General features: G+C 53.7%; 1 protein-coding gene. It reads left to right on the forward strand.

The window, feature by feature from the left end; translation table 11 throughout:
• Nucleotides 1-63 precede the first annotated feature (63 nt).
• Nucleotides 64-1,214, forward strand: a protein-coding gene (locus tag NTD82_RS01965; protein ID WP_262127578.1) for an IS3 family transposase whose coding sequence is annotated in 2 segments (ribosomal slippage) — nt 64-307 and nt 307-1,214 — 1,152 coding nt in all. Because the reading frame shifts where the segments join, the coding sequence is not laid out codon by codon here.
• Nucleotides 1,215-1,232: the final 18 nt, after the last annotated feature.

Genomic DNA, 1,232 nt, shown 5'->3' on the forward strand with positions numbered 1-1,232 from the left:
TGAATCGCCCCTGGTTTCGTAGACACCTCCAAGCCTCATAATGAGTCCCAAATAGGAGGTGCCATGAGTCGTCAGCGTTACCCCGAAGAGTTCAAGATCGAAGCGGTCAAGCAAGTGACCGAAAAAGGCAAACCTGTTGCCGATGTCGCCCAGCGGCTGGGCATGTCCGTGCACAGCCTTTACGCCTGGATCAAGGTCTATAGCAAGCCCCAAGAGCAGCGTCAGCAAGATGATGATCAGCAGGCCGAGTTGCGCAAGCTACGCGCTGAACTCAAACGTGTGACGGAAGAGAGAGACATCTTAAAGAAGGCCGCCGCGTACTTTGCCAAGGAGTGCGGCTGAAGTACGCCTTTATCAAGCAGCGCGCGGGCGAGTATTCGATTCGACGGCTTTGCCTGACGCTGAAAGTCCATCCCAGCGGTTATTACGCCTGGCTGTCTGAGCCGCAATCTCTACGAGCCAAAGACGAGCAGCGACTACTGGGTTTGATCAAGCATTCATGGCTGGAGAGCGGCGGCGTTTATGGCTATCGCAAAATCCATGACGATCTGCGCGAGGCCGGTGAGGATTGTGGTCGTCATCGTGTGGCAAGGCTGATGCGTCTTGAAGGTCTGCGCTCTCAGACAGGTTATCGACGCCGCCCTGGAAAGTACGGCGGTAAGCCAGCGGTCGCCTCACCCAATTTGCTGAAGCGGCAGTTTGATGTCGTAGAACCCAACAAGGTTTGGGTCACCGACATCACCTACATTCGTACGTATGAAGGCTGGCTATATTTGGCAGTGGTGCTGGATCTGTTTTCTCGCCAGGTCGTTGGCTGGTCAATGAAGTCGCAGATGACCAGTGATTTGGCCATTGATGCGTTATTGATGGCGGTTTGGAGGCGGAAACCGAAACAGGAGGTGATGGTTCACTCCGACCAGGGCAGCCAGTACAGCAGCTCAGATTGGCGCAGTTTTTTGAAAGCGAACAATTTGGTTGCCAGCATGAGTCGCCGAGGCAACTGTCATGACAATGCCGTGGCCGAGAGCTTTTTCCAGCTTCTGAAACGGGAACGGATCCGGCGGAAAATCTACACCACGCGGGAAGATGCTCGTAGTGATGTGTTCGATTACATCGAGATGTTCTACAACGTAAAACGTCGGCATGGCTTCAACAATCAGCTGTCGCCGGTAGAGTATGAGAAACGCTATTTTCTGAGCTTGGAGAGTGTCTAGGAAACCAGGGGCGATTCA

This window comes from Pseudomonas sp. 5P_5.1_Bac1, from assembly GCF_025466015.1.
GTDB lineage: Bacteria > Pseudomonadota > Gammaproteobacteria > Pseudomonadales > Pseudomonadaceae > Aquipseudomonas.